Annotated in this window: 1 protein-coding gene; it reads right to left on the bottom strand. The window is 36.6% G+C overall.

From position 1 onward, the window contains the following. Nucleotides 1–15: 15 nt before the first annotated feature. Entirely contained in the window at nt 16–498 is a 483-nt protein-coding gene (locus LD39_RS17210) for a hypothetical protein (RefSeq protein WP_035550518.1), read from the bottom strand. Nucleotides 499–692: the final 194 nt, after the last annotated feature.

Genomic DNA, 692 nt, shown 5'->3' with positions numbered 1-692 from the left:
ATTCAAGTTATTTTACTATTTTTTTTGGTGTAATTTAAGAAGCAATTCAACTTCTGTTTTTCCTTTGTCTAGTTTTTTAGCAATATCTTCAATTGAATGTCCTTTTCGTCCCATTTCTATTATACGGGAATGTTGAGAAGGTTCATAGACCTCTTCATCCTCCTCTACCTTTACCTTTGGAGGGGTATAGGAATCCGTTGGCAGCTCAAAAGCTTGTTTCACTTCTGGGGAATATAATGTTGAATGAGCTTCTCGATTCAAATCATGATCATTTGAACGTGATTGTCTTTGTGAAGCCTGCACTAATTCACTCATACGATTGTTCTCTTCTTTCAACTCCATTAAGTAGGAGGTGAAGAGATCTTCGATTTCGTTTGCCACTTGTTTCTGGCGTAATTCAAGTTCTTCCGCCTTTTTAACTCGATTCATTAAAGTTAATAAGCCTAGAACCAATACACCATCAATAATGAAACTAATTACTAATAAAAAACTAATCATATCCTTTCACTCACCTATTATCATCTTCTTCATTTACCTTACACATTTTAAGGTATTTATTCTTCTTTCATTAAAGCTCACATATCTTGAAGACTCAGTTTCGAGACTTTTGTTTCCGTTGCTTCGAATTGAGGAAGGAGGAGCTTGACCAGACCCCACAGGGAGTAAAACGACCGAGGAGGCTTGCCAGTTCC

It is taken from the genome of Halobacillus sp. BBL2006 (genome assembly GCF_000786645.1).
In the GTDB taxonomy this organism is placed as follows: Bacteria; Bacillota; Bacilli; order Bacillales; family Halobacillaceae; genus Halobacillus.
The sequence above is the reverse complement of the archived record's forward strand: the minus strand, read 5'-3'. Positions and strand labels throughout refer to the sequence as shown.